The sequence below is a fragment of the Flavobacterium sp. ASV13 genome (assembly GCF_000745775.1).
GTDB lineage: Bacteria > Bacteroidota > Bacteroidia > Flavobacteriales > Flavobacteriaceae > Flavobacterium.
This window is the reverse complement of sequence record NZ_KN050752.1, coordinates 80510-106812: the sequence shown is the minus strand read 5'-3', so window position 1 is coordinate 106812 and position 26303 is coordinate 80510. Positions and strand designations below refer to the sequence as shown.

Annotated in this window: 25 protein-coding genes; 21 read left to right on the top strand and 4 right to left on the bottom strand. The window is 33.8% G+C overall.

Annotated features, from left to right (window positions below):
* Positions 1–20: 20 nt before the first annotated feature.
* Positions 21–1148 carry a DinB family protein gene (locus GQ47_RS21080; protein ID WP_035652769.1) on the bottom strand — a complete coding sequence of 376 codons (1128 nt, stop codon included), beginning with the start codon at positions 1146–1148 and terminating at the stop codon, positions 21–23.
* 132 nt (positions 1149–1280) lie between these two features.
* Positions 1281–1508 (bottom strand): CDGSH iron-sulfur domain-containing protein, encoded by a 228-nt coding sequence (locus GQ47_RS21075; RefSeq protein WP_026727451.1) that lies wholly within the window; start codon positions 1506–1508, stop codon positions 1281–1283.
* Between the two features lie 366 nt (positions 1509–1874).
* Between GQ47_RS21075 and metG the strand changes: the two genes are divergently transcribed.
* The 8 genes from metG (at position 1875) to GQ47_RS21030 (ending at position 11038) form a co-directional block, all read left to right on the top strand.
* Positions 1875–4010 (top strand): methionine--tRNA ligase, encoded by a 2136-nt coding sequence (gene metG / locus GQ47_RS21070; protein WP_035652765.1) that lies wholly within the window; start codon positions 1875–1877, stop codon positions 4008–4010.
* Positions 4011–4113: 103 nt separating this feature from the next.
* Entirely contained in the window at positions 4114–4998 is an 885-nt protein-coding gene (locus GQ47_RS21065; protein ID WP_035652763.1) for a DMT family transporter, read from the top strand.
* A 199-nt stretch (positions 4999–5197) separates the two neighbouring features.
* A complete protein-coding gene (locus tag GQ47_RS21060) occupies positions 5198–5905 on the top strand; it encodes an HAD family hydrolase (RefSeq protein WP_035653506.1) in 708 nt (235 codons plus the stop codon).
* Positions 5905–6534, top strand: coding sequence for a chloramphenicol acetyltransferase (locus GQ47_RS21055; protein WP_035652761.1), 630 nt, complete (start codon positions 5905–5907; stop codon positions 6532–6534). Before GQ47_RS21060 ends, GQ47_RS21055 begins: the two co-directional genes overlap by 1 nt.
* A 106-nt stretch (positions 6535–6640) precedes the next feature.
* Positions 6641–7777 carry an OmpA family protein gene (locus tag GQ47_RS21050; protein ID WP_035652760.1) on the top strand — a complete coding sequence of 379 codons (1137 nt, stop codon included), beginning with the start codon at positions 6641–6643 and terminating at the stop codon, positions 7775–7777.
* Between the two features lie 155 nt (positions 7778–7932).
* The gene (locus GQ47_RS21045; RefSeq protein ID WP_035652757.1) at positions 7933–9384 is read left to right on the top strand and encodes a hypothetical protein; all 1452 of its coding nucleotides are present in this window, start codon (positions 7933–7935) and stop codon (positions 9382–9384) included.
* 91 nt (positions 9385–9475) lie between these two features.
* Positions 9476–9994 (top strand): ferritin, encoded by a 519-nt coding sequence (locus GQ47_RS21040; RefSeq protein ID WP_035652756.1) that lies wholly within the window; start codon positions 9476–9478, stop codon positions 9992–9994.
* Positions 9995–10345: 351 nt separating this feature from the next.
* On the top strand, positions 10346–11038 hold the full coding sequence (locus GQ47_RS21030; RefSeq protein ID WP_035652752.1) for a DUF2461 domain-containing protein: 693 nt from the start codon (positions 10346–10348) through the stop codon (positions 11036–11038).
* Positions 11039–11100: 62 nt separating this feature from the next.
* Here GQ47_RS21030 and GQ47_RS21025 read toward each other — a convergent pair whose 3' ends face one another.
* The gene (locus GQ47_RS21025; protein ID WP_035653503.1) at positions 11101–11424 is read right to left on the bottom strand and encodes a single-stranded DNA-binding protein; all 324 of its coding nucleotides are present in this window, start codon (positions 11422–11424) and stop codon (positions 11101–11103) included.
* A gap of 185 nt (positions 11425–11609) precedes the next feature.
* Here GQ47_RS21025 and GQ47_RS21020 point away from each other — a divergent pair, with 185 nt between their 5' ends.
* The 5 genes from GQ47_RS21020 to GQ47_RS21000 are packed head-to-tail and all read left to right on the top strand — an operon-like array spanning position 11610 to position 17210.
* Positions 11610–13139 (top strand): bifunctional GNAT family N-acetyltransferase/carbon-nitrogen hydrolase family protein, encoded by a 1530-nt coding sequence (locus tag GQ47_RS21020; RefSeq protein ID WP_035652749.1) that lies wholly within the window; start codon positions 11610–11612, stop codon positions 13137–13139.
* A complete protein-coding gene (locus GQ47_RS21015) occupies positions 13136–13483 on the top strand; it encodes a hypothetical protein (protein ID WP_035652746.1) in 348 nt (115 codons plus the stop codon). Before GQ47_RS21020 ends, GQ47_RS21015 begins: the two co-directional genes overlap by 4 nt.
* 10 nt (positions 13484–13493) lie before the next feature.
* Complete coding sequence (locus GQ47_RS21010; protein ID WP_035652743.1) at positions 13494–15887, top strand: M28 family peptidase; 2394 nt, start codon at positions 13494–13496, stop codon at positions 15885–15887.
* A 32-nt stretch (positions 15888–15919) separates the two neighbouring features.
* On the top strand, positions 15920–16789 hold the full coding sequence (locus GQ47_RS21005) for a tetratricopeptide repeat protein (RefSeq protein WP_035652742.1): 870 nt from the start codon (positions 15920–15922) through the stop codon (positions 16787–16789).
* A gap of 1 nt (position 16790) precedes the next feature.
* Positions 16791–17210, top strand: coding sequence for an SRPBCC family protein (locus tag GQ47_RS21000; protein ID WP_035652738.1), 420 nt, complete (start codon positions 16791–16793; stop codon positions 17208–17210).
* 137 nt (positions 17211–17347) lie between these two features.
* Here the strand turns inward: GQ47_RS21000 and GQ47_RS20995 are convergent, their stop codons facing one another.
* A complete protein-coding gene (locus GQ47_RS20995) occupies positions 17348–17743 on the bottom strand; it encodes a rhodanese-like domain-containing protein (RefSeq protein WP_035653501.1) in 396 nt (131 codons plus the stop codon).
* A 147-nt stretch (positions 17744–17890) separates the two neighbouring features.
* Between GQ47_RS20995 and GQ47_RS20990 the strand changes: the two genes are divergently transcribed.
* The 8 genes from GQ47_RS20990 (at position 17891) to GQ47_RS20955 (ending at position 26191) form a co-directional block, all read left to right on the top strand.
* Positions 17891–18790, top strand: coding sequence for a LysR family transcriptional regulator (locus GQ47_RS20990; protein ID WP_035652734.1), 900 nt, complete (start codon positions 17891–17893; stop codon positions 18788–18790).
* On the top strand, positions 18778–19227 hold the full coding sequence (locus tag GQ47_RS20985; RefSeq protein WP_035652733.1) for a GNAT family N-acetyltransferase: 450 nt from the start codon (positions 18778–18780) through the stop codon (positions 19225–19227). The genes GQ47_RS20990 and GQ47_RS20985 overlap by 13 nt, the downstream gene beginning before the upstream one ends.
* A gap of 109 nt (positions 19228–19336) precedes the next feature.
* A complete protein-coding gene (locus GQ47_RS20980) occupies positions 19337–20152 on the top strand; it encodes an NAD-dependent epimerase/dehydratase family protein (RefSeq protein ID WP_035652731.1) in 816 nt (271 codons plus the stop codon).
* A gap of 68 nt (positions 20153–20220) precedes the next feature.
* Entirely contained in the window at positions 20221–22098 is a 1878-nt protein-coding gene (locus tag GQ47_RS20975) for a DUF2207 domain-containing protein (RefSeq protein WP_035652730.1), read from the top strand.
* Positions 22099–22179: 81 nt separating this feature from the next.
* Entirely contained in the window at positions 22180–22656 is a 477-nt protein-coding gene (locus tag GQ47_RS20970) for a methylated-DNA--[protein]-cysteine S-methyltransferase (RefSeq protein ID WP_035652727.1), read from the top strand.
* Positions 22657–22746: 90 nt separating this feature from the next.
* Entirely contained in the window at positions 22747–23460 is a 714-nt protein-coding gene (locus GQ47_RS20965; protein ID WP_035652725.1) for a 3'-5' exonuclease, read from the top strand.
* Between the two features lie 107 nt (positions 23461–23567).
* Positions 23568–24641 (top strand): winged helix DNA-binding domain-containing protein, encoded by a 1074-nt coding sequence (locus GQ47_RS20960; RefSeq protein WP_035652722.1) that lies wholly within the window; start codon positions 23568–23570, stop codon positions 24639–24641.
* Positions 24642–24751: 110 nt separating this feature from the next.
* Positions 24752–26191, top strand: coding sequence for a nucleoside recognition domain-containing protein (locus tag GQ47_RS20955; protein WP_035652720.1), 1440 nt, complete (start codon positions 24752–24754; stop codon positions 26189–26191).
* The last annotated feature ends 112 nt before the right edge of the window (positions 26192–26303 follow it).

Here is a 26303-nt window from a genome sequence, read left to right as displayed (position 1 = left end):
TTTTTTTTTATATCCAATATTTAGTTCTTAATCTCTTGCTTAATTGGTTTAAGTGGTTCTGGTTGAGGCGGAATTCTCTTTTTCAAAAATAAAATTTGTCCCAAATGGCTAGATTGATGTTCCATAACATGAAACCAGCAATACTGATTTGTCCAATCATATCTTGTTTGTACTTCAGTAAACCAGGCATCATCTCTCTTTTTTAATTCTGAAATAGTTTTTGCTCTTACTTCATTATAAATATCCAAATAATACTGAATATCATGCCCTTTTATTTCTCTTCCAGCCTGATCCAGATCTAATGCTGCACCCCACATTTTCTTTTCTTCTTCATTAAATTCTCTATTTTCAAAAGTAAAAACCTGATAATACTTCTCAGCTGCAGCCAAATGCATAACCAAAGCACCTATTCGGTTTGCTTCAGCATCATGAAGGTAATCAATTTCATATTGACTCATGTTTTTAACAGTGCGTTCAACGCGCGACTTAAGATCTTCAAGCATTGAAATCATATCCGCAATTTTCGGCGAAGCACCTTCTACATTTCCTATTCTAGCTTCTAATCTTGGTTTTATTCCCCTTCCTTCAATTACAATACAGCTTTTGCCATCAACACTAGATTTGTCAGAACTAATTTTATACTCTTTAACTTTAACAACAGCATCATTAGATATCCCTTGTGTCCATTTTGGAATTTCTTCATTTTTGACAGGAGTTTCAAAACTTGAATTTAAAATATTTACAGGTTCAAAAACACCTCTGTCATTTTCAATAAACAATTCAAATTTGTCAAAATAAAATTTCCCGTCATACAAACACAAACCTCCAAAATTTAAGGATTTACTATTTTGATCAATTGTTCCTTCAACCCTATAAGACTGCCACTCATTTGATTTTATAGGTCTATCCCTCATATTGTCAAAAAAGCCGTCTTCATCATTTTTAGTATCAACACGCGCCCACACCCCTGCCCAGGCTTTTGGCTCATTAGTTTCAACTTTTACTAAAGCAATTACTCTAAATTTTTTCTTGACAGAAGTTTTAATGTCAATTGTTTGATTGATAGAAGTCCAATCACTTGAGACTGTTTTTTGTGTCTGGGCATAACTTGCAACAAAAAACAATAGTGGTATTATTAGTTTTTTCATTTTTTGGAAATTATTAAGTTGCAGTAAATGTAATATTGTTTTCTAAGTAATAACTTACTTTTTCAAAAAACTACATAAAAAAAACCGCATTCAAGGGAATGCAGTTTCGAGATATTGTAAACTAAAAAAATTTTAGTTAGTTTTCATTGGAGGCAAATCAAACGCCTTTGAATCGTGTTCGAAATTATTACGGTGTGCACCATCGCAAAATGGTTTATTTGCAGAATGTCCACAACGGCAAAGACCTAGTGCTTGTCTTCCTTGTAATCCGTAAACTGTTCCTTCCGGATCCATGATTTCAAAATCACCTTCAATTTTGATTGATCCGTTTTTATTGATAATTAATTTTGTCTTGCTCATAAACTTGTTTTTTGTTTTTTTTCGAAGGGCAAAGATTGCGAAATAAATCCTGAAGATTTTACTGTGAATGCTAGTTTAAACTGGTTCTATTTTAGTGGTGAATTCCACAGAAATTCACAAAAAACTCATGTATTGCACCGAAATAATCTCGCAAAGTCGCAGAGTCGCAAAGTTTTTTAATTTTAGCCACTCCCGATAACTATCGGGATAAAGAATTTAAATGATTTTAACTTAAATCTGCTCAATCTGCATGAAACAAATCTTTGCGACTCTGCGTCTTTGCGAGATTAAAAACTTCAGCGAATCTCCACGTAATAACAAAATCTCAATTCTATTGCTTATTTTTGCACTCAATAAAATTGAGTTATGATACAGAATCCAAAAAGATATACCATCACAGCAGCATTGCCTTACACAAATGGACCAATCCACATTGGGCATTTGGCGGGGGTTTACGTGCCTGCAGATATCTATTCGAGATACTTGCGTTTGCAAGGAAAAGACGTTGCATTTATTTGCGGAAGCGATGAACACGGCGTTGCAATTTCGATGAAAGCCAAAAAAGAAGGAATTACACCACAGGAAGTTATTGATAAATATGACGGAATTATCCGCAAATCGTTTTCTGATTTCGGAATTTCATTCAACAATTATTCTAGAACTTCGGCAAAAATTCATCATGATACGGCTTCAGAATTCTTTAGAACTTTGTATGATAAAGGCGATTTTATTGAAGAAGTTACAGAACAATTGTACGATGCAAAAGCAAATCAGTTTTTAGCAGATCGTTTTGTTGTTGGAACTTGTCCAAAATGTGACAATCCGGAAGCTTACGGCGATCAGTGTGAAAAATGCGGATCGACTTTGAACGCGACTGATTTGATTAATCCAAAATCAACAATTACTGGTGAAACTCCAGTTTTAAAAGAAACAAAACACTGGTTTTTACCTTTAGACAGATATTCTGATTTCTTAACAAAATGGATTTTAGAAGGTCATAAAAACGACTGGAAAACGAATGTTTACGGACAAGTTAAATCCTGGATCGACGCTGGATTAGAGCCTCGTGCCGTAACACGTGATCTTGATTGGGGAATTGACGTTCCGGTTGAAGGTGCCGAAGGAAAAAAATTATATGTTTGGTTTGATGCACCTATCGGATATATTTCTTCTACGAAAGAATGGGCAGCGCGCGAAGGAAAAGACTGGGAACCATATTGGAAAGATGAAGAAACGAAATTGGTTCACTTTATCGGAAAAGACAATATTGTTTTTCACTGTATCATTTTCCCGGCAATGCTAAAAGCTGAAGGAAGTTATATTTTACCAGATAATGTTCCGGCAAATGAGTTTTTGAACTTGGAAGGAAACAAACTTTCGACTTCTAAAAACTGGGCAGTTTGGTTGCATGAATATTTAGAAGAGTTTCCAGATAAGCAGGATGTTTTGCGTTATGCATTAACATCAAACGCGCCGGAAACAAAAGATAATGATTTTACGTGGAAAGATTTCCAAGCTAGAAACAATAACGAATTAGTTGCTGTTTTCGGAAACTTTGTGAATCGTGTTGTAGTTTTAACCAACAAATATTATGATGGTGTAATCCCAACTCCAAATGAATTTACAGAAGTTGATGAACAAACTTTAGCTGAATTAAAAGCGTATCCAGCCGTAATTTCAAGTTCAGTTGAGCGTTACAGATTCCGTGAAGCTTTAGGCGAATTAATGAATGTTGCCCGTTTAGGAAACAAATATCTTGCAGACGAAGAGCCTTGGAAAGTAATGAAAGACAATCCAGAGCGTGTAAAAACACAAATGTATGTGGCGTTGCAAATTGCTGCTGCGTTAAGCGTTTTAGCTGAACCGTTTTTACCTTTTACTGCGGCAAAACTTTCTAAAATCTTGAATTTGGCTGACCTTAAAGAACATTTTGCAGGTTTCAGTAAATTCTTGAAAGAAAAAGATCATGATGCAAAAGACATCATTATTGATAAAACATTAGGTTGGAATGACATTTCTGAAAATTCAGATTTAATTCCGGCAGGACATAAAATTGGCGAAGCAGAATTGCTTTTCGCTAAAATCGAAGACGAAGAAATACAAAAACAAATAGATAAATTGGAAGCAACAAAAACAGCAAATCTTGCTGAAAGCAAACAACCAGAACCACAAAAAGACTTAATTCAATTTGAGGATTTTGCGAAAATGGATATTCGTATCGGAACTATTCTTGAGGCAGAAAAAATGCCAAAAGCAAACAAACTTTTAGTATTAAAAGTAGATACAGGAATTGACGTTCGCACGATTGTTTCGGGAATTGCTGAAAGTTTTTCTCCAGAAGAAATCATTGGAAAACGTGTTTCTGTTTTAGCAAACTTGGCTCCAAGAGCTTTACGTGGTGTTGAAAGTCAGGGAATGATCCTGATGACAACTAATGCCGAAGGAAAATTGGTATTTGTAAATCCAGATGCTGACGCTCCGAATGGATCGACTGTAAACTAAAGATTTATATCCTTATATAAATTGCGTGAGTCGATTATTCTTAATTGATTCACGCAATTTTATTTTTAAACTATACGCCAAAAAACTTGAAAAATAAACTAAAATGAAACTCACCAAACCAAGATTAGCCCTAATCTGCGGTATACTCTGCATTTCGATTTTTCCCATATTGGTAAAACTACGTTTAACACCAGGCCTAATTTCGGCTTTTTACCGAATGTTTTTTGCTGTTATTCTACTTTTGCCTTATACACTGTTGAGCAAAAACTTTAAACTTCCAAGTTTAAAATTTACACTTTTGGCAATACTTTGCGGTGTTTTATTCTCATCTGATGTTGCAGTTTGGAATATCGCAATTCAGGAATCAAGCGCAACACAAGCTTCGCTATTGACAAATTTATCTCCAGTTTGGGTTGGTGTCGGTTCTTTCTTTTTTCTGAAAGCAAAACCGGCAACAAATTTCTGGATCGGAACATTGGTCGCTTTATTCGGAATGGTGACTTTAGTTGGTTTTGAGTTTTTTATAGATTTAAACTTCGATAAAGCATTCCTGTTTGCCGTTTTATCCGGAATCTTATATTCTATTTATCTTTTGGTCAGCAAAAATGTACTTTCAGAAGTTGATGTTTTATCATTTATGACCATCAGTTTATTATCATCAAGCCTTTATTTAGGGATCCTTTGTTATTCATTAAACGAACCTTTTACCGGATTTTCAAATACAGGCTGGTTTGTATTGATTTTGCAGGCAGTAATTTGCCAATTATGCGCATGGCTTTCCATTAGTTATGCAACACAACATATGCGCGCGACCAGAGTTTCGCTTAGTTTATTGAGTCAGGCAGTAATTACATCTATTTTGGCTTGGTTGTTTTTGGAAGAAAAAATAACTTTACAAATGGTTTTCGGCGGAATCATTTTGCTTTTCGGAATCCGAATTACTTTTTACGATAAAACTATTTCTCTGAAAAGGCTATTTTCCAAGTAAAATTGACCCGAGGATTTTAACTGATTAAACGGGTTTACGCTGATTAATTGGTGTAATTGGTGGCAAAGTTACTCACGCAGATTTAGCAGATTTTTTAAAGCAATCTTAGGCCATAGTAATAAAAATTCGTGAATTCGTGGCAAAAACTTGAAACTTGAAACAAAGAAAACCTGAAACAAAACTTGAAACAAAAAACATTATGTTACATAAAACTAAAATTCCAAACTTAAAAGTAATCGCATTTGATGCTGATGATACTTTATTTGTAAACGAACCCTATTTTCAGGAAACCGAACATAAGTTCTGTGCTTTGATGGAAGATTATCTTTCGCATCAAGGTATTTCTCAGGAATTATTCAAAATTGAAATCGCCAATCTTCCTTTATATGGTTACGGAATCAAAGGTTATATTCTTTCGATGATTGAAGCAGCGATGAACATTTCAAATAACACAATTCCGATTGAAGTAATTGAAAAAATTATTCAGTACGGAAAAGAATTACTCGAAAAACCAATCGAACTTTTAGACGGAATCGAAGAAACTCTTGAAGCTTTAAAAGGCAAATACAAATTGGTCGTTGCTACAAAAGGTGATTTAAAAGACCAGCACAGCAAATTACACCGCTCAGGTTTGGGACATTATTTTCACCATATTGAAGTAATGTCAGACAAACAAGAAATCGATTATCAAAAACTACTTGGCCGTTTGGATATTCAGGCACATGAATTTTTGATGATCGGGAATTCATTAAAATCTGATGTTCTTCCTGTTTTAGGAATTGGCGGTTATGCCGTTCATATTCCGTTTCACACCACTTGGGAACACGAAAAAATTAATCACACTATAGAACACGAGCATTTTAGTTCATTTGAAACTATTGCAGAAGTAGTTCCGAATTTATTATAATGAAAACACTTTTAGATTTAGAAAACTGGAACAGAAAAGAGCATTTTGCCCATTTCAGCAGAATGGAAGAACCTTTTTTTGGTGCGACTGTCGAAATTGATTGTACAAAAGCGTATCAAAGTGCAAAAGAACTGAATGTTTCTTTTTTTATTTATTACCTGCATAAAACATTGGTCGCTGTAAATTCGATTGAAAATTTTAAATACCGAATTTCAGAAGATAAAATATACATCAACGATCGTATTGATGCTTCAGCAACAATTGGTCGTGAAGACGGAACTTTCGGATTTTCTTTAATTGAATACAATCCCGATTTTAAAATCTTTGAAAAAAATGCTTTAGCAGAAATCGAACGAATTCAAAACACAAGCGGACTATTCACAAGAGAATTTAATGATGATAATTTGATTCATTTTTCGGCAATTCCGTGGTTGAATTTTACATCACTTACACACGCGAGAAGTTTTACTTTTCCTGACAGTTGTCCAAAAGTTTCCTTTGGCAAAATGATGGTTTCAGAAACGGGCAAAAGAACAATTTCAATGGCCGTATATGTTCATCATGGATTAATGGATGGATTGCATTTGGGTCAATTTGTAGATTACTTTCAGGAATTGATGAATAAATAATACTGTTTTTCGATTAACCTTATAGTGTTACAATTATAACTTTTACTGGGCGATAATTCCTACAATACATTGTTTTTTTGGGGCAAATTTAAAATCTCAAATAACAATGAAAAAAATTGTAATTACTCTGGCATTTGCCTTAAGCATTATGCGTGTAAGTGCACAAACAGAAACGAAAGCGGCAGATAATTTTAATAAATGGTCCGTAGAACTTGATGGCGGTTTTAACAAAGCACAGCGTCCGTTTACTTCAAGTAACTATTACAGCTCACGAATCAGTCCTTTTACTGCTGATTTAGGAGTAAGATATATGCTTAACAATAAGTTTGGTTTAAAAGCTGATTTTGGATACAACCAATTAACAGAGCAAAAAAACAACTCACTTCCTTTTGATTCAAAATATTACAGAGTTGACTTGCAAGCAGTAGCAAACTTAGGCCGTATCATGAATTTTGAAACATGGACTAATACGTTTGGTTTATTAGCACATGCCGGTTTTGGAGTTGCTCAGCTAGAAAACAAGGACTACCATGTTAGAGACAGAATTGGAAACGCAATTGCTGGTTTGACAGGACAAGTAAGATTAACTGATAGAGTTGCTTTAACAGCAGATATGAGTACAATCTTAAATGCATACCAAGATCGTACTTTTGACGGAGCCGGAGCAACAGGAAACAGAGGTGTCTCAGGTTTACTTTTTAACGGAACTGTTGGTTTACAAGTTTACTTAGGTAAAAACACAAAACATGCTGACTGGGTTGTAATGTCTAATAACGCTGATATTGCGGCTTTAGAAAATAAAGTAGCTGGTCTTGAAGAGCAAATTAAAAAAGCTCCGGAAAAACAAATTATTGTTGAAAAACCGGTAAGCAATACTGTTGTTTCAGACAAAGATGTTGTGAAAGAAATGATTAATGATAAATACTACAGTGTTTATTTTGATTTCAACAAATCAACTCCAATCGAAGCTTCGACATCTTCAATTGATGTTATTTTATCTTATTTAAGAAAAAATCCATCGGCATCAATTGACATTGTTGGTCATGCAGATCAGGTTGGAAGTTCTGAATACAACAACAAGTTAGCAAATGCTAGAGCAACAAATGTTAAAACCATTTTAGAAAAAGCTGGTATTTCATCTTCAAGATTAAATGTTATCTCTGAAGGAGCTGACAATTCTATCCAGAAAGAGTCTGAAGAAGCAAGAAGATTAGCTAGAAGAGTTACTTTTAGAATAAAATAATCTCTTTTTATTTTTAAGAATTAAGCCTCAAAGAAATTTCTTTGAGGCTTTTTTTATCATTAAAAAACAAAGAATTATCTCTGAGGGCTTTAAATATTCATTTGTAAAAAATCATTTTATTTCATTAATTTTGAAAATATATCCACCAAATCCTAATGAAAAAATTACTCCTTCTAGGTCTTCTGCTTTCACAATCAATATTGTTGAGCCAAACTATATTAAATTCTGCTGTTTTAAATTTAAATAAGCCTTATGAAAATGGTCAACTTATAAATGCTGAAAACACCAAAACCCACGAAGTATATGTTTTTGCTTCTGATAATAAGACTATCAATATTTTAAAATATAGTAAATCACTATTTCTTTCTAATCAATTCAAGGATACTTTACGTAGTGAACAAAAACGAATCCTGATGGGTTACAGTTTTGGAGAAGACAAAAATCCAACATTATATTGGGGTTCTGATAATCATAAAAATATCCGAATTGTGAAATACAATCTGGAAACCAAAACATCCAGCACTTTAAGTTTTGATTTTCCGGCAAACACTGGAAACATTATAACTTCTTTCCAAAAAAACAATGCTTTTTATGTTCTTTCTAAAGAAAAAGATCAGGAACATTTGCTTTTGTTTGAATTCCGAAATGAAAAATGCGAAATAAAAATGTTCAATTTTACTCCTTTTTCTTTTAAGAATGAAAAAGGACAAGGTGTTTCATTTAGTGCACTTGTTCAGTATCATTATCCGATTGAAAAAATCGAATCCGAAGATTTTTCTTCTTTGGACAAAAGCGAGAAAAAAAGCAAAATGTACGTACAGGATGATCGCATTATCCTGACTTTTGATTACAATACAAAACAAACACAAGTTTTTAATCTTGATTTGCAGACAAATGAGGTAACAGAAAAAATCTTTGACACGCCAGAAGCTCAGCTATCATCGAAAATCACAAACTCTTTTTACCTGGAGAATAAATTATATCAAATTAGTGCAAATGCAGAACAGCTTTTATTCAGTATAAAAGATTTTGATTCGGGCAAAAGCATCAAAAATATTTCAGTTTCAAAAAATGATTCGATCACTTTTAAAAACTCACCAATGTTTTTGCAGATTAACGGAGAAAAACCTCAGAAATTAAAAACAACAGCCAAATTTCTAAAACAGTTATCCACCGTAAATGCAGCACTTTCAGCTTTTAAAAACAAACAAAATATTTTTGTCACTTTTGGCGGATTTGCTTCCTATCAATCTCTGAGCGTAAATTATGGACCAAATGGTTTTCTTGACGGATTTAATAACGTACAAGATGCAAGCAAAATGGTCTTTTTTGATGCTGCATTAAATCCTAATTTTGAGTTTGTAAGCAATCCTAATTTAGATCCTTTGGCGATTGACAATCTGAACTATTTCATGAATACAAGCAAAAACATTTCTTTGGTAAGTGTTCTAAAATTAACCGATTTCTATCTTTTAGGCTATTATGACACAGTCGAAAAAAGCTATATTATGCGCAAATTTACAGATGGTTTTATGGATCAAAACCCAGGAAATCCTATTATGAATAAGTCAATGTTTTCAAAATCTATTCCGTTAAACAGAAATTAATATTGATAATCCATCCAAATGTCCATTGTTTTAGCCATTTCTAAAAAGTGGAATGAATTATTTTCGTTAATTTTACAAAAAAGACATCATTATGCTATCAAAAAATATTGAAACAGCTTTAAACAAGCAAATTCGCATAGAAGCAGAATCTTCGCAAACTTATCTTTCTATGGCTTGTTGGGCTGAAGTACACGGATTAGAGGGAATCGCTCAATTTATGTACACACAGTCAGATGAAGAGCGTGCACACATGCTTAAATTAGTAAAGTATGTAAACGAACGCGGAGGACACGCTCACATAACCGATTTAAAAGCGCCAAAAACAAGCTATTCTACTTTTAAAGAAATGTTTGAGGAGCTTTATAGTCATGAACTTTTTGTTTCGAAATCTATCAATGAATTAGTGCACATTACTTTTGAAGAAAAAGATTATGCAACACATAATTTCTTACAATGGTACGTATCTGAACAAATCGAAGAAGAAGCTACAGCTAAATCTATTTTGGATAAAATCAACCTGATTGGCGATGATAAAGGTGGACTTTATTTGTTTGACCGTGATATTCAGCAATTAACAGTTACAAGCTCGATTGCTATCAATCCAAAATAAAAAAGTTAAAGTTTATTTAGAATACTTAAAAATAACTTTTTTGCTATATATTTGCCACTGTTTTTATAATACAGAGGAAAATTGGGCAAGAAAGAAAAAGACAAGGACAAGAAAAAGGATAAAAAGAAAAATAAGAATAAAGTTATCCTTGAGAACATTAAGAAGTTGGAAAACTGTAAATCTTCTTGCTGTGAGAAATATAAAAAAAACGAAAAGAAGCGTTGCTCGCGCTGTCCAATGTTTGATTTATTCAAAAAAACTGCTTAACGATATAAAACAAAACCCATCAGATTTCTCTGGTGGGTTTTTTAGTTTTAAATTGCAGTCCGCTTCTGATTTTTAAATTTAATTATGGAAAACAATATTACGATCCCAAAATCTAGTCTTGACTTTTTGGTTCAACTCAAAGAAAACAACAACAAACCTTGGTTTGAAGCCAATAAACCACAATATTTAATCGAATTAAATCATATTGAGAATTTTGCTGGCGCTTTACTAAAAGAACTTTCCAAAACCGATGTTTTAGAAAATACTTCGGGCAAAAAAAGTGTTTATAGAATTTACCGTGATATCCGTTTTTCTAAAGATAAAACTCCTTTTAAACATTTTTGGGGAGGAAGTTACACGCGTGCAACTGCTGCCAGACGCGGCGGATACTATTTTCATTTGGAAAAAGGAAATAGCTTTTTTGCCGGAGGATTTTGGGGACCAAATACCGCAGATTTAAAACGAATAAGAACAGAGTTTGCACTAGATCCTGAAACTTTTCAGAAAATATTGAATGCAAAATCTTTCGTCAGCAACTTCGGAACTTTACAAGGCGAGCAACTCAAAACAAAACCAAAAGGCTTCGATGTTGATCATCCGGCGATTGATTTACTGCGTTTCAAACAATTTTTGGTTATAAAACGTTTTACTGACGAAGAAGTATTGAGTCCGCAATTTTTGGAAATGGCTTTAGACGCTTTCAAAAATATGAGACCTTTTTTTGATTATATGAGTGAAGTACTTACTACTGATATAAACGGCGCTTCTGTTTTATAAATAAACTAAAAAAACCCGACAGGTTTTAAAAACCTATCGGGTTTGTTGTACTCAATCAAAGATTATTTACTGAGCAATAAAATATCATTTACAATTACTTCTGTAACATATCTTTTTTCGCCGTTTTTATCATCATAACTTCTGTGCGTTAATTTGCCTTCAACAGCGATTTCTTTTCCTTTTACTACATATTTTTCAATAATTTCAGCAACTTTTCCCCAAGCGGTTACGCGATGCCATTCTGTTTGCTGCACTTTTTCACCTTTGTCATTTTTGTAATAATCATTTGTTGCGATGGTCAAATGTGCAACCTTTTTTCCAGTTTCTAAAGTTCTGATTTCCGGTTCACCGCCTACGTTCCCAATCAATTGTACTCTGTTTTTCATTTCATTCATGGCTTATACTTTTTAATGTTTTTTATAAATGTGAATCTGTTTTTCAAATTCAACGATGCAAAGATGTATTCACTCTCAAAAATTAGTCGGTAGGAAACTATTTACTTTCGATTGTAACTATTTGTAAGCGTTTGTAAATGGAAATATTTTTGTATATTTGAGATAAATCCTACGATATGCAGACAAAAATCAATAAAGTTGAGCTTCGTAATTTAGAGATCGAAGACTATAAGCAATTAAAAAATTCGATGATTCAATCCTATCCCGAAATGGCAAATTCATATTGGGAATCGAAAGAAATCGAAAAACTATTAGCCATTTTTCCAGAAGGTCAATTGGTCATTTTAGTAGACGGCATAGTGGTAGGATCGGCATTATCACTTATTGTTGATGAAAAACTCGTTGACAAAAGACACAATTACAGTCAGATTCTAGGCAACTATACATTCTCCACACACAATATTGATGGAGAAATCTTATACGGAATTGATGTTTTTATTCATCCAAATTACCGCGGCCTGCGCCTGGGTCGACGTTTATATGATGCGCGTAAAGAACTCTGTGAACAGCTGAATTTAAAGGCGATCGTATTTGCAGGAAGAATTCCAAATTATGCGCAACATTCTAAAAAATTAACTCCAAAAAATTATATCGAAAAAGTAAAGCATAAAGAATTGTATGATCCTGTACTTTCTTTTCAGCTCAGTAATGATTTTCATGTTTTGAGAATCATCAAAAATTATCTGGAAGGCGACGAAGAATCAAAAGAATTTGCCGTTTTACTGGAATGGAATAATATTTATTATGATGAAAGTCCGAAGCTAATCAATCTTGAAAAAAGCGTCATCAGATTGGGTTTGATTCAATGGCAGATGCGTCAATTGAATAATCTGGAAGAATTTTTTGAACAAGCAGAGTTTTTTATTGATGTAGTTTCTGGTTATGGAAGCGATTTTGCCTTATTTCCAGAACTTTTCATTGCTCCGTTGATGGCCGATTATAATCATTTATCTGAAGCTGAAGCAATTCGGGAACTCGCCCGATATTCGGACCCCATCAGAAAACGTTTCCAGGAATTTTCCATTTCATACAATATCAACATTATAACCGGAAGTATGCCTCTTATGGAAAATGGCAATTTGTATAATGTTGGTTTTTTATGCAAACGAGACGGAACTTCAGAAATGTATACCAAAATTCATATTACACCAAATGAAGTGGTGCATTGGGGAATGAAAGGAGGTTCAGAATTCAAAACTTTTGATACTGATTGTGGTAAAATCGGAATTTTAATCTGCTACGATGTCGAATTTCCAGAGCTTTCAAGATTATTGGCCGATGAAGGAATGAATATCCTTTTTGTTCCCTTTCTAACTGATACTCAAAATGGTTATACGCGCGTAAAACATTGCTCACAGGCTCGGGCAATCGAAAATGAATGTTATGTTGCTATTGCCGGCTGCGTTGGAAATCTTCCAAAAGTAAATAATATGGATATTCAATATGCGCAGGCATCTGTTTTTACACCTTCGGATTTTGCTTTTCCGAGTAATGGAATTAAGGCAGAAGCAACTCCAAATACAGAAATGACATTAATTGTCGATGTCGATTTAAATTTATTAAAAGAACTTCACGAACACGGGAGTGTCCACACTTTAAAAGACAGAAGAACAGATTTATATGAAATTAAAAAACTAAATTCATGAAAACTTGCCTCGAATGCTCCGAAAAAATTGTTGGCAGAGAAGACAAAAAATTTTGCTCAGACAGCTGCCGAAATGCCTACAACAACAAAATAAATAAAGACAGCACTAATTTTATGCGAAATGTAAACAATAAATTACGCAAAAATTACCGTATTTTGGCTGAGTTAAATACCGAAGGGAAATCAAAAGCAACGAGGGAAAAAATGATAAATAAAGGTTTTGATTTTGATTTCTTTACCAATATCTTGCAGACCAAAACAGGGAATACCTACTATTTCTTGTATGACCAAGGATATCGATCTTTGGATAACGATTATTTTATGCTAGTTAAAAAAGAAATATAGACTATTCATCATGAAAAAAAACCCCACCTCAATTCTTGGATTTCTTTGTGTATTAGGCATTTTGGGCATTATTTATGCCACAATGATGCCACAATATATTTCTCGGGAAGAAGAAGCGCTCGCTGAATTCTCGACGGAAAGAGCCTTGAATCAGGTAGAAATAATTGCGCAAAAACCGCATTATGTAGGGTCGACCAATCATGAATTAGTTGCTAATTATTTAATACTTGAACTCAATAGAATCGGTTTAGAGACTTCAGTTCAAGAAGGATTTACACTTAATGACAGAGGTCTTTTGGTAAAATCTAAAAATATTCTGGCGCGCATCAAAGGAACTAATAATTCAAAAGCGCTTTTACTTCTTTCTCATTATGACAGTGCTCCGCATTCTTTTTCAAAAGGTGCCAGCGACGACGCATCAGGAGTTGCAACAATTCTTGAAGGAATTCGTGCTTTTTTATATGCTAAACAGCCTCAAAAAAATGATATTATAATTCTTTTTTCTGATGCTGAAGAATTAGGTTTAAATGGTGCAGCACTTTTTGTAAACAAACATCCATGGGCAAAAGATGTTGGTTTAGTACTAAACTTCGAAGCAAGAGGATCATCTGGTCCGAGTTATATGCTGATGGAAACCAACAAAGGAAACAAAGCTCTTGTAAAGGAATTTGCAAATGCAAAAACGGCTTATCCAGTTTCTAATTCGCTGATGTACAGCATTTACAAAATGCTTCCAAATGATACCGATTTAACTGTTTTTAGAGAACAAGGCAAAATTCAGGGTTTCAATTTTGCTTTTATCGACGGACATTACAATTATCACACACAGCAAGACGACGTACAACATTTGAACAAAACTACTCTGGCACATCAGGGATCTTACTTGATGCCTTTATTAAAATATTTATCAAATGCCGATTTAAACGCTACTGACTCTACAGAAGACGATGTTTATTTTAGTGTTCCTTTTTCTTTCATCAGTTATCCTTTTTCGTGGGTAACACCAATGACGCTGATCGCTTTAGGATTACTTATCCTTTTTATTTTTATTGGAAAAGCCAAACATATCATCAGCTTCAGAGAAATTTTCAAAGGCTTCGTACCACTTATTGGAGCTGTAGTCATTGCTGGATTAGTGACTTTTTTAGGATGGAAAATTGTTTTGGAAATTTATCCGCAATATTCTGATTTGCTAAACGGATTCACTTATAACGGCCACGCTTATATTGGCGCATTCGTTACGCTGAGCATAGCCATTTGTTTTGCATTCTATCATCATTTTTCTGAACCAAAATCATCGATGAATCATTTTGCCACTGCATTGCTGCTTTGGATTATCATAAATGGTTTTATTGCCAATAGTTTGGTTGGAGCAGGTTTCTTAATTGTTCCGGTTTATTTTGGTATAATTTTATTCGGAATTTATGTTCTTACCGGACACAATAGTTTAGCATTAAATTTATTGTTTTCTATTCCGGCTTTAATCATCATTGCGCCATTTATTGTAATGTTTCCAATTGGTTTAGGATTAAAAATTCTTTTTGGAAGTGCAATATTAACCGTTCTTGCATTTGGTTTACTTCTTCCTGTATTTGGTTCTTTTATTAAAAAAGGAGTTTGGACGATGTTCTTCTTTGCCATTTCAATTGGCTTTTTCATCTATGCGGGCTATCATTCCGGATACGAACACGGAAAAGCAAAATCAAACAGTTTGTTATATGTTTATAATGCAAACAACAATTCGGCTGTATGGACCACTTATGATGTTAATTTAGATGATTGGACAAAATCATATTTGGGCGAAAAAAATCAAAAAGCAGTCGGATTAAATAGTCTTCCGCTTGCCAGCAAATACAATTCTGGTTTTACTTATAGCGCGATTGCTCCTGTTGTTGATGTTCCGAAACCAACAATTTCTTTCCTTAGAGACAGCGTAATAGGCAACAAAAGATTTCTAAAAATCAGAATAACGCCAAACCGAAAAGTAAACCGTTACGACATTTTTGCAAATCCAAAAATGACATTTTATAACTTTAAAGCAAACGGTGTTGCAACATCTGGAGAAAAAACCAATAAACTTGAGCGAGAAGGTGCAAAAATATTATGTTATTACGTTGTAGGCAATGAACCTCTGGAAATGGAATTCTATATTAACAAATCATCGATTTTTGATATGGATTTAATTGAGAGCTCTTTCGATTTAATGACTAATCCGTTGCTAAAAGTCAAACCAAGAAGCGATTGGATGATGCCAACTCCATTTGTATTGAATGACGCTGTTTTAGTTCAGCAAAAAATAAAAAGATACACAGCTCCAGTGCCTCAATTGCCTGTTGCTCCGGTAACAGACAGTTTGGCCGTTGTGAAAGACAGTTTGAAACCAGCAGTTGTTAAACCAGAATAAAAACAAATTCAGCCTAATTTTAATTATTTAAAATGAAAAAAAACTTCTTGCTTTTTTTAACTTTTACAAGTCTTTCAGCGCTTCAAGCACAAACGGTTGAAGAAAAAATCGCAGCAAAATCCTGTGAGTGTTTAGAAAAAAGTTCAAAAATTACAGAAGATGTTTACAGAGATTGTCTCACAAAACCAATGGCCGAACTGATTTTAACAGATAAAGACCCAAAAGTCAGGGAATCGATAAATACAGTTGATGGAATTAAAACCATGATTCTTAAAATTCAAGGTGTCGTTTCCAAAAAATGTCCAAACTTGGTTCCGAGTTTAATGGAAAACAAAGACGATGTTTTTTACGGCGAATCAAAAAATAAAAAGGCGCAGAATTTTTATGTAATTGCGAAAGATTTTATGCAAAAGAACAATTACAAACTGGCTATTGAAAGTTTTCTGCTAGCTTTAAATGAAGATCCAAATTTTGTTCTTGCGCTTGATGATATTGCAGTTTCCTACCGACAATTAAATGATTACGATAACGCGATAAAATATTATAAAAAATCATTAGAAGTTTATCCCGAAGGAAATTTTGCTTTGATGAATATTGGCGTCGTTTATACTTTCAAATCTGATTATAAAACGGCAATCAGCTATTATGAAAAACTGATTCAATATCACCCAAATAATGCTGAAGGCTACTTTGGTGCCGGAAAAAACTATTTTCTGATAAAAGACGATGAAAAGGCATTAGACAATATTTTTATGGCGCATATTATTTATACGAATGAAAATTCAGATTATCAGAAAGATTCTGAACAAATGCTAGGTGCTATTTATCAGAAGATGAAATCGGAAAACAAAGAAGATTTATTCAAAAAAATTGCAGAGAAAAACAATGTTAAAATAGAATAAAATGGCAACAAATATTTCTACAATCGTTCTGAATGCCCCAATCGAAAAAGTATGGAATGCCTTGACAAAACCAGAATTGGTGAAACAATGGCAATACGGAAGTGACCTCGTCACAAACTGGGAGAAAGGCAGTGAAATACGATTTAGAAATGAATGGGAAGGCCAGGTTTTTGAACAATGGGGAACGGTTTTAGAAGTAGTTCCAAATCAGAAAATCAGTTACTCTTTATTTTTCCCAAGACCGGGATTAGAAGATAAACCAGAGAACTATTTCATCATGAATTATGTTTTATCTGAAGAAAATCAAAAAGTAAAACTTCAAATTATTCAGGAAGATAATCGTCCCGGAGCTGTTCAGGAAGAACCACAAGGCGAAGAAAATCCAATTTTACAAGGTTTAAAAGCTTTGGTTGAAGGTTAAGATTTAGGTTCAAAGGAGCAAAGCGACAGAGGGACAAAGATTTAAAAAAGCACTATGAAAAATAGTGCTTTGTGTTTTTTTAGATATGCTGAGAAACCTTTGTCACTTTGTACCTCTGCACCTTTTGAACCTTTGTTCTAACATGCACATTCAATTTTCAATCCTTCCTTCACTCCTTTTGTGCCTTCTGTTGCATAACCGTCAAACTTCCACCACTCGATTCCGCCAATTAATTCTTTCACATTAAATCCTAATTTTGTCATATTCAAAGCGCCTTTGGTTGAAGCATTACAACCAATTCCGTCGCAATACGTAACATACAAAACGTCTCGATCTAAATGTTGAGTAGTTTCTAAATTCATTTCGCGATGCGGAATATTAATCGCATTCGGAATATGTTCTGCTTCAAATCCAAAAGCTTTTCTGGCATCAAGTGCAATTACTTTTTCACCATTATTTAAAGCTTCAAATAAATCAGAAGGATCCATTTCAAAGGCCAGTTTATTTTCGTAATGTTTGATTTGCGCTTCCATAGTTTGTTGTTTTAAAGGTTTTTGTTTTTCCAAAAGTAAAACGGTTTCAGCTTTCATAAAAACGAAAAGAATTCATGCAGAACATTACTTTTTTTCATACAAAAGCCACTCTAAAATTTTGTTACTTTGTGTATTAATAGTCTAAAAATGGAAATACGTCACTTAAAATTGATAAAAGCAATTGTTGAAGAAGGAAGCATCACAAAAGCAATCGACAAACTTCATTTGACGCAATCAGCATTGAGTCATCAGCTCAAAGAAGCGGAATATCAACTGGGTACGGCCATTTTTTTGCGAACCAATAAAAAATTGGTTTTAACAAAAGCAGGCGAAAAAATCTATGATTTAGCTAACGAAATCCTAAACAAACTCACTGAAACCCAAACGCAAATCAAACAAATGGTTTTTGGCGAATATGGCGAAATCCGAATCAGTACCGAATGTTTTTCCAGTTACCACTGGCTTCCATCGGTTATGAAACAATTTCATTTGCTTTATCCTAATGTCGAATTGAAAATTGTTGCCGAAGCGACTCATATTCCGCTTCAAAAACTTTTGGATAATACTATCGATATTGCCGTTGTAAGCGACACCATAAAAGACAATAACATTAAATATACCGAGCTTTTTCAAGACGAAGTCGTAATGGCGGTTTCTGAAAATCATCCGTGGGCTGATAAAAAATATGTTGTTGCAGAGGATTTTATAAATGAACATTTGATTATTCATTCGCTTCCGATGGAAACCGTAACCATTCACCAATTTCTTTTGGCTCCAGCCAAAGTTTCACCAAAAAAAATTACACCAATGCCACTGACAGAAGCATCTCTGGAAATGGTAAAAGCCGATATGGGCGTAATGTCAATGGCAAAATGGGCGCTTCAGCCGCATCTAAAGTCAAGTCCGATCAAAGCGATTAAAGTCGGGAAAAATGGTTTGAAACGAAAACATTTCATCGCAACCCGCGCGAATGAAAATTATCCGGATTATTTCCATCATTTCATCAATTTTCTTCAAACCGAAATTAATTTACAATGGAATATTTAATCCGAAATTGTGAAATCTCTGATTTACCTAAACTCTTAGTTTTACTTCAAAAACACGCAGAATTCGAAAAAGCCGAATTCTCTTCTGAAGGAAAAAAAGAAAATCTAAAGAATGCTTTATTCAGCGAAAAACCCAAATTATTCTGTATGGTTGTTACCACAAAAGAAACAATTGTTGGTTATGTTTCGTACACTTTTGATTTTTCAACCTGGGATGCTTCGACATTTTTATATATGGATTGTTTGTTTTTAGAAGAAAACGCACGAAGTTTTGGAATTGGAGAAGTTTTAATTGAGAAGCTCAAGGAAATCGGAACTCAAAACAATTGCGTAAATATTCAATGGCAGACTCCAGAATTTAATGAACGAGCAATTAAATTTTACAAGAGAATTGGTGCAAAAGGAAAAGATAAAGTTCGATTTACGCTAACTTTGTGATATAAATAAAACTGAAGTTATTTAATCTCGCAAAGTCGCAGAGTCGCAAAGAAAATTAAACTTAGCGTCTTAGCGACTTGGCGAGATTATTACTCAAAGCAAACAAAAAATGACAAAAATAAGTATACTTGGTTGCGGCTGGCTAGGATTTCCTTTGGCAAAAAAACTGATTGAAAAAGGAAATTCGATAAACGGCTCAACAACTTCAGAAAATAAACTCGAAATTTTAAAAAATTCGGGAATAAATCCGTTTTTGGTTGCGCTGGAAAGCGAAAGTATTTCAGAAAGCGTAAATGCTTTTTTATCTGAAAGTGAAATCTTAATTATAGATATTCCGCCAAAATTGAGAGCGGTCGATCCAAACGCTGAAAAGAAAGTTTTTGTCGAAAAAATCAAAAATCTAATTCCGTTTATAGAGAAATCATCTGTTGAGAAAGTACTTTTTGTGAGTTCAACTTCCGTTTACGGCGATGAAAATGATTTCATAAACGAAAAAACCGTTCCTAATCCTGAAACAGAAAGCGGCAAACAATTGCTTTTGGCTGAAAATATTCTTCTTGAAAACAAAAACTTCCAAACAACAATTTTACGTTTCGGCGGATTAATCGGCGAAGATCGTCATCCTGTAAAACATTTATCAGGAAAAGAAAACCTTGAAAATCCAGATGCTCTAGTAAATTTGATTCATCAAAATGATTGCATCGGCATTATTGAGGAAATCATAAACCAGTCAAAATGGAACGAAGTTTTCAACGCCGTTGCGCCTTTTCACCCAACAAGAGAGGAATATTATACCCAAAAAGCAAAAGAACAAAATCTGGTTTTACCGAAATTCAGTTCTGAAAAATCGAATATTAAAAAGGTTATTTCAAGCGAAAAAATTGAGCAATTTTTAGATTATAAATTTGGATTGGCTGATTATTAAAACTTACAATTCACAGATTTTAAAATAAAAACACTATTTTTCCTTCATAAAAATAATTGTTTTTCAACATGAAAAAACTCCGCTTTCTATTTTCAATTTGCTTTTTATTACTTTCATTTTTCCAAAGTTACGCTCAGGACGAAGCTTATTCTTCCGGTGAAAATCCCGAAAAGATAAAACAATTTCACGCAGACATTCTCTTAAAAGAAAATGGGAATATTATCGTTACAGAAACGATTAAAGTTTATGCTAAAGGTGAGCAAATCGATCACGGTATATTTAGAGAACTTCCGTCGACGACTGACTCGCCAAAAGTTTCTAAAAATAATTTTTACACTGTTTTAAATGTTACCCGCGACGGTCTCAAAGAATTATATCATATCGATTCAGATAGTGAAACATTTAAAATCTATATTGGCGACAAAGATTATTCGCTTCCAGAAGGAACTTACACTTACAAAGTGACTTATGAGGTTGAAGCGCAAACACATTCTTATGATGAATTTGACGAAATTTATTGGAATGTTACCGGAAACTACTGGCAGTTTGAAATTGAAAATGTTAGCGCAAAAATAATTTTACCAAAATCTGCTAAAGCTTTTCAAACATCTTGTTACACCGGAATTTTAGGATCGAAAGCACATGAATGCAACTCTAAAATAGTTGACAATTGTATTTATTTTACTTCCAAAAATCTAAAAAAAGAAGAAGGTTTTACTGTTGCAGCAGGCTTTCCTAAAGGAATTGTTCATCAGCCATTTTTCTCTCCTCATTATAAAATGGAGGAATTCTTAGCGCTAGATAAAATGCTACTTGCAATTGGTGTGGTTTCGATTTGCTTTGTATTTTATTATTTTTCGTGGAAAAGATATGGCGAGGATCCATTGTTAAAAAATGAAAACAGCAAAATCGATCTGAAAAACCTCTATTCTGCAACTTCATTACACTACATAAAAGAAAGATATGTCAGTTCGCAAACACTTTTGATTGCGATAATTAATCTTTCAAAAAAAGGGGCCATTGAAATTTCCGATAATGGAAAAGAAAATTGGGCAGATGAGTTTCAATATTCCCTTAAAAAAAGAAGTATAACGACCGATTTATCCAAAGAAGAAAATGCAGTTTTAGAAGCTTTATTCGAAGAAAATGATTCTTTCGAAATTGATAAAAAAACCTATTTAATCTTTGATAAAGCCAAAGAAGCACTTGAGAAATCGCTCGAAAGCCAATACAATTTAAAAGATTATTTTTCGAGCAATTACAAACAAATTTTAATAGGTTTTGCAATTACAATTCCGGCATTATTGGGATATTGTTACATTGCAAAAGGAACCATTTTTGGGGCCGCTATTTTTGGTTTTACGCTTCTGATATTTACTATCTTGCTTCTCAGAGGCATGATACAAACAATTATTAAACAAGACTACGGCTCCAGTTTCTTGTGTTTTTTCCTGTCAATCTTTTCGGGCGTTTTTTGCTTTGCATCATTTTTTGCAAGCAATGTAGACAAAAGCTATTCTGTCCTGAATTTGTTGGTTCTCTTTCTAATAATTTTCGGATTTAGTATCTATTTAAGTTTGATAAGCGTTTATACCCAACTCGGAATTGAAACAAAATTTCAAATCAAAAAACTGAAACAGTATTTATTAGATTACAAACCCGAAGAAAACGCAACTTCAATACACATTTATGAAGAAAATCTGCCTTATGCCTTTGCATTAGGAATTGAAGACAAATGGAATCTAAAATTCACTACTATTTTAAAAAAACTGAACTACACCAATAATTGGATAAGAACCTCTGAAGGTTCTTCGGGATTTTCGATTAAAATGATGACACATTTTAGTTCTACCTACAATACATTTTCAAGCAGCTCAAGTAGTGGAAGTTCTGGCGGAGGAAGCTCCGGTGGAGGTGGCGGCGGTGGCGGAGGCGGCGGCTGGTAAAATCTGCCTTAAATTGCAAATGAACCTATACAACAGATAGGATTCAAAAATATTCGCGAACTTTGTGATTAAAATAAAAAAATGGAAACAGCTTACATCAATTCGCCTTTAGGAATCACCAAAATTGTTGGAGATGAAAATGGTATTTCGGTAATTTCTGTTTCTGATGTTGGCACAAATGAAGTTTCTAAAAAAATCCCAAAAGTTTTAAAAGATGCTGTTTCTCAATTAAATGAATATTTTGAAGGCAAAAGAACCGATTTCGACTTAAAACTGAATCCACAAGGTACCGAATTTCAACAAAAAGTCTGGAAAGCATTATTGGAAATTCCGTACGGAAAAACAGTAAGTTATATGGATCAGACCAAAAAATTGGGCGATGTAAAAGCGATTCGAGCTGTAGCATCGGCAAATGGAAAAAATCCGCTTTGGATTGTGGTTCCTTGCCATCGCGTTATTGGGACAAACGGATCTTTAACCGGATACGCCGGCGGATTATCTCGTAAAAAATGGCTTTTGGAACATGAAAATCCAAGTAAACAGCAAAGTTTGTTTTAAAAAATAAGTTAATTCTTATGTAAAGATTGATTTTTCGTACTTTTATAAATCTAAGAAGTCTAAAAATCTAACATCTAAGATGTCTAAATAATGATTGAAAAAATAAACCTCAATAACATTTTATTTCTTGATATTGAAACCGTTCCGGAAGAAGAAAACTTCAATTCGCTTGACGCGGAAATGCAATCGCTTTGGGATTTAAAAACGCAATATCAGCGAAAAGACGATTTCACACCCGAAGAATTTTATGATCGTGCCGGAATTTGGGCGGAGTTTGGTAAGATTATCTGTATTTCAGTTGGCTTTTTCACCATCAAAGGGGATATTCGAAATTTTAGAGTGACATCGTTTTTTGGCGATGAGAAAAAGATTCTGAAAGACTTCAATAATCTTCTGAATAATCACTTCAATCAGCCACAACATCTTTTGTGCGGACATAATGCAAAGGAATTCGATATTCCGTTTATTGCCCGCCGAATGATCATCAACCAAATTGCAATTCCGGATAAACTGAATTTATTTGGGAAAAAACCTTGGGAAATTCCACATTTGGATACTTTAGAATTATGGAAGTTTGGTGATTACAAGCATTTTACTTCTTTAAAATTATTGACAAAAATTCTTGGAGTTCCTTCTCCAAAAGGCGATATCGACGGAAGTCAGGTGGCACATGTTTTTTACGTAGAAAAAGACATTGACCGAATTGTAACATATTGCGAAAAAGATACTATTGCTGTTGCCCAGATTTTTCTTCGTTTACGACGTGAAGATTTATTGATTGATGACGAAATTATTCATGTCTGATTTTTTTTAAGATGCTATCCCGAGGCTTCGGGACTAAGTTGCTAAGATACTGAGGTTTCTTATCATGAACTTATATCACTTATATGGTTTAATAAAAAGTTTTAAAAATGATTCATTCTGAAATTTCACACCATCGTTTGGTTGCTCAAAAATTGTACAAAGAGACCAATTGCTCTCCGCAAGAAGTTGTTTATCATTTTGGAGCAATGCAGGCGCAGGATTATGCAATGGCAAAATGGGCGATTGGTTCTCGTTGCGATGCTAGCGAAAAAGAGATTGAAAAAGCTGTGAATTCGGCCAAAATTATTCGGACACATATTTTGCGTCCAACCTGGCATTTTGTTTCCGCTGAAGATATTTATTGGATGTTGGATCTTTCTGCGCCACAAGTGAAACGTTTTACAGCTTCTGCAGCCAAAAAATTTGGTTATGATGCAAAAAAACTTGATCAGACCAATAATGCAATCGAAAAGCTTTTAGCGGGAAACAATCATTTGACTCGAGACGAAATCATGCAAGAACTTGGCATTAGCAAAACTTCAAAAGAAGATTTTCTAAGCGCAGCCATTATGATGAATGCCGAATTAGATGGTTTAGTTTGTAACGGAAAAATGAAAGGCAAACAAATCACTTATGCTTTACTTGAAGAAAGAGTTCCGAAGCCAAAAAATAAATTAACAAAAGAAGAAGCTTTAGCAAAACTTGCTCTAAGATATTTTGAAAGTCATGGTCCGGCAACTTTGCTTGATTTTTCGTGGTGGTCCGGTTTTCCGCCTACTATTTGCAAAAAAACCATTGATGCAATTATATTGCAATTAAATAGTATTGAAATCAAAAATCAAATTTATTATTTTGTTAATCAAGAAATTGAAAACGCTAACTTCAAGAAAAGCATTCACTTTCTTCCTGCTTTTGATGAAATTTTAATTTCGTACAAAACTCGTGAAGCTTCCTTTTTGGCACAAAATCAATCGAAGGTTTTTACCAATAATGGTATTTTCAAACCGATAATTTTAGAAAACGGAAAAGTAATCGGAATCTGGAAAAGAACGATTAAAAAAGATCACGTCAGAATCGAAACCGAATTTTTTGACGAAACTGAATCAAGCAAAAAACAGCTTCTTTTCGAAGAAATTAAATCTTTTGAAAAGTATCTGGAAACGAAAGTTATTATCGAATAAATAGGATTTTAAGTAAAGAATTGTTCTTTTTAGCGATTACTTCTCGTTTCGCTACTTAAATCTTTATGCTTATTATTGCTAAATAATTACATTTACAAAAAATTACAATTATGGTATTAAGCAGATTTTGGTTAGCGATTTTTATTTCTTCGATTCTCTTTATTGTAGTCAGTTTATTCACTGCCAATACTTACACTATTGATTCTGTTTTGAATGGAAAAAAAGACGACCCAATTTTAGTTTCTGAAAAATACATCGAAGAACTTCCTGCTTTCATCAAAGACAGCATTTCAAAAGCGAAAGATCAAACCATGATTATCAATCGTGATACGCTAAATGCCGACACGACTTATGTTTACAAAAATAAAACGGTAAAAATTTACAGTGGTCTTCAAAAATCTGACGGTTTATTGCCGACTTGCAAAAGCACTTTGGTTGATTTAATTCTTCCCCTTATTGCCTATTTAGCCTTTTTCTGCGGATTAATGGAACTTTTAATTATTTCTGGAGCATCAGGAAAATTAGCTAAAACTTTAAGTCCAGTTTTTGTAAAAGTGTTTCCAACTATTCCTAAAAATCACCCGTCGATTTCTTATATGACTTTAAACTTTGCTGCCAATTTCCTCGGATTAGATTCGGCCGCAACACCATTTGGATTAAAAGCAATGGAAAGTTTACAGGAAATAAATCCCGAAAAAGATAAAGCCAGCGATGCACAAATCATGTTTATGTGTCTGCATGCTTCTGGTTTGACTTTGATTGCGACTTCAATTATTGGTTATCGCGCTGCTGCAAACGCAACAAATCCAGCCGATGTAATTCTTCCATGCGTTATTACTTCGTTTATTGGTACAATTGCAGCTTTCCTAATTGTTGGAATTAAACAAAAAATCAATTTTAAAAGTGCTTCACTTGTAATCGGCTTAATTACTATGATTGCTGCAATTGTAGGTTTACTGATGTATGTGAATCATTTGGATTTAATCGGAAAAAACTACTTTACTTCTAACCTTTCAGGTTTAATTTTACTTACAATTGTTCTTTTTACTTTGATTTTCTCTTTCACGCACGAGAAAAAATTCAAAGAAGCTGACACTACTGTTTTCGACACTTTTGTTGTTGGAGCAAACAACGGAGTTAAAACCGGAGTTACTATTTTCCCTTATGTTTTGGGAATGTTGGTTGCAATTTCATTATTCAGAAACAGCGGATTATTCGAAATCATCAGTGACGGAATTGGATTTGTATTTTCAAATTTAGGTGTAAGCCAGGAAATCACAAATGCGTTGCCAGTTGCGATGCTACGTCCGTTTAGTTCTGCAGGATCAAGAGGATTTTTAATTGATTCAATGAATACTTTTGGTGCCGATTCTTTAACGGCAAGATTAAGCAGTATTTTCCAATGTAGTGCTGAAAGTACGTTTTATGTAATTGCGGTTTATTTTGGTTCTGTGAATATCAAAAATACGCGCTACGCTTTGGGCACGATGCTTTTGGTTGATTTGATTTGTGTGATTACGGCTATTTTTGTGGCGACTTGGTTTTTTTAAAAAATTAACATATACATTAAACTGGACTGAAGTCCAGCCCTACAAGATAAATCGTTCCTCCGGAACTTTATAAAGAGCCAGCAGCTCGAACTATATTGTAGAGCTGGACTTC